At 60.9% G+C, this 3,104-nt stretch carries 2 protein-coding genes; both read right to left on the reverse strand.

Annotated features, from left to right (window positions below; translation table 11 throughout):
- Window positions 1–61: 61 nt before the first annotated feature.
- Window positions 62–1,495 (reverse strand): UbiD family decarboxylase, encoded by a 1,434-nt coding sequence (locus tag JFU47_RS05045; RefSeq protein WP_047530886.1) that lies wholly within the window; start codon window positions 1,493–1,495, stop codon window positions 62–64.
- Between the two features lie 74 nt (window positions 1,496–1,569).
- Window positions 1,570–2,988 (reverse strand): sodium:solute symporter family protein, encoded by a 1,419-nt coding sequence (locus JFU47_RS05050; RefSeq protein WP_201181543.1) that lies wholly within the window; start codon window positions 2,986–2,988, stop codon window positions 1,570–1,572.
- Window positions 2,989–3,104: the final 116 nt, after the last annotated feature.

Below are 3,104 nucleotides of genomic sequence, written 5' to 3' on the forward strand. Positions count from 1 at the left end.
CGTGTCTTGAGCTGGTTGGAGCTATCGGGAACAGGCCGCTGAAAACCAGCGGCCGCCGGGTTCAATCGCGCGTCTGGAGCTCACGTTGCCAGTCCTGCGGCGACGCGTGCGCCACCTTGTCGAGCTCGACTTCCTGTTGGCCCGGCACCTGGATTCGTTTGAAGCGCATGGTCGGTGCCGACAACGGAACCGTGGCGTCGTAGCCCATCTTCGAACCGACACCGTCACGGGTGGACGGGTCGAGTTTCGAGCCCTGGGATTCGTGGATCAGCACCAGGTCGCGGTCGGCCTGGAAACGGGTGGCAATCGCCCACTCGACTTCGGTAGGGTCATGAATGTCCACATCCAGATCCACCACGGTGACATGCTTGATGTCGTAGTGACCGCCCAGCGCGCCGAGGATGACGTTCTTGCCCTCGCCTTCGGAGCGTTTGTCGATCTGCACATACAGGTGATAACGACACACTCCACCCTTGCTCAGGTGCACGTCACGCACGCACGGAAAGCTGCGGCGCAAGTGCGCGAGCATGGTCGCTTCGCGCGGGATGCCGCCGAGCAGCAAGTGCTCCAGGCCGCCGCCGACGATGGTGTGAAAAATCGGGTTGTGACGATGGGTTACGGCGTCTACTTCGATCACATGGCGTTCGGCGCGCTCGCCGTAGTACTGCGGAAACTCGCCGAACGGCCCTTCCATCTCCCGCGCCTTGGCCAGCAACCGGCCCTCGATGACGATCTCGGCGTCGGCAGGCACGCGAATCTGATGGGTCACGCAGCGCGTTACCGCCAGCGGACGGCCATGCAGAGCGCCGGCGATTTCCAGTTCGTCGTGATCGATCGGCACGATGGCCTGGGACGCCAGCAAGGTCAGCGGATCAGCACCAATTACCACCGCCACGTCCAGATCCTCACCCAGCGCCTCGACTTCCTGAAAGAAGGCCAGCGCATGGCGTGGCAGCAGCAATGCGCCCAGGCGATTAGGGCTGCTCACCTGCAAGCGGTGAATCGAAACGTTCTGCACCCCGGTGCGTGGGTTGCGGGTAATCAGCAGGCCAGCGGTGATGTAAGGGCCGCTGTCGTGCTCGTTGTGGGTGGGAATTGGCAACAGTTTGTTCAGGTCGATCTCGCGATGCACCACTTGCTGACAAGCTGCATCGCTGACTTCGCGCCACGGCAGCGGATTGAGGCTGGCCGTTTCGAAACGCGCCAACACTTCAGCGGACTCCACGCCCATGGCCTCGGCCATCCACTGCCGGTCGGACAGCAGGCCGGAAACCACCGCAATCGAGTGACCGCCAGGCTGGGGAAACAGTGAAGCGCTCTTGCCGTCCAGACGATTAGCAATCGCTGCAACGCCGAAACGCAGGTCCACGCCGGGACGGATCATTGCCAAACGCTGCTGGCGCTGCATGTGGTCGAGCCAGCCACGCAGGCTGGCGCCTGCTGGCAAGTCCCCCGCCATGTCGGCTTCGGGGGTGGAAAGGGTCACAGGCTGCATGGCCTTACCTCGTCATTATTGTTTTGGTGGCATGCCCGGTCACCCGGCGGCATGCCCGTTTAAATCGTTGGGGTTCAGCGTCCGGTAGCGCTCGCAATGATGGGTTTGGCGCTGTCGGTGTGTTCAGGTTTGCCACCGCGCAGTAAATGGCTCAGGGTCATGATCACGAGTGGCGTGGCCAGCGCGATGTAGGCGTTGTCGATGCCGTAGGGATTGCCCATCAGGAACCAGCCGATGGTGATGATCAGTGACGCGATGATGCTGATGAACGCACCCTGCCGCGTGCCGAATGTTGGCGCGTAAAACACCATCAGCACCAGCACCGCGAGTGAGGCGCGCAAGGCTTTGGCGAGGAAGGTCACCACCAGCACGTCGGAGGCGTACAGCGCCAGCGTGATGGGCAGCAGGCCGGCGACGATGGTCGCGGTCCGGGCAAAATTGAGGTTCTTGCGATCATCACCTTGTGGGTTGAAGAACGGCTGATAGAAGTCCTTGAGCAACAACGTGGCGATGCCCATGGTTAGCGCGGCCATGGTGCCGAACAGCGCCCCGGCCAGTCCTGCGACGACGATCCCGGCCATCCATTCGTGCATGTGCCCGAGGATTTGCGGAAAGGCCTGCAACGAAGGAATCTGCGGAAACAGCACCGCGCTGCACATCCCCACCATCGCAGCGATCAAGCCGTAGGGAATCAACATCAACGCGCAGTAGAAACTCGCGTGTTGGGCCTTGCGCCCGTCGCTGACGGTATTCACCGCCTGGACCACGTACTGGGTGGCGAACGTCGCGCCGATACCGGCCACCAGCCAGGCGAAAATCTTCGGCCAACCGACGTTGCCGACTTCGAACATCGGCGCTGGCAGTCGCGCCACCAACTCGCCCATGCCGCCAACCTTGCTCAAGGCAAAACCCAGGGCGAGGATGATCCCGGCGTACATCATTATCGCGTGCAAGACGTTGGTATAGATCACCGAACGCATGCCGCCGATGCCGACGTACAGCACCGAAACAATACCGACGATGATGATCGCCGAAGTCCGCTCGATGCCCAGCAAGGTCGCGAGCACTGCCCCGCCGCTGGCATAGATCGAGACCGCAACAATCGATAGCGCGCAGATCATGATCACTGACGTGGCGAAGCGTACCGGCTCGCCGTAAGTGCGGGCCAGCGCCCCGGAAATGGTGTTCTCGCCGAGGTCCTTGTACTTCTTCGCCAACAGCATGGAGAAGATCACGAAGCCGACGCCCAGGGCGGCGATGTTCCAGGCAGCGGAAATGCCATAGGTGTAACCCGCCTGAGCCGTACCAATGCTCGCGGTAGTGCCGATGAACTCGGACATCATCAGAAAACCGATCAGCACCGCCGGGAAATCCTTGCCTCCAGTGGTGAAGTTTTTCGCGCTTTGTGTAGAGCGTCGAACCCAGAAACTGATCAACGCCAAGACCACCATGTAGGCGGCCACGATGGTTAATACCAGCCAGCTAGAAGCCATAAGTGGAACTCCGATTTTTATATTTATTGGACGGATTTCAGTGCAGCCGATCTCACCCTAAGAGCCCCGCAACGGGTTTTCTATTAACGAATATTGATGCGCCCTATCAGTTTCAG

Source organism: Pseudomonas sp. TH39(2020), from assembly GCF_016650715.1.
GTDB lineage: Bacteria > Pseudomonadota > Gammaproteobacteria > Pseudomonadales > Pseudomonadaceae > Aquipseudomonas > Aquipseudomonas mandelii_C.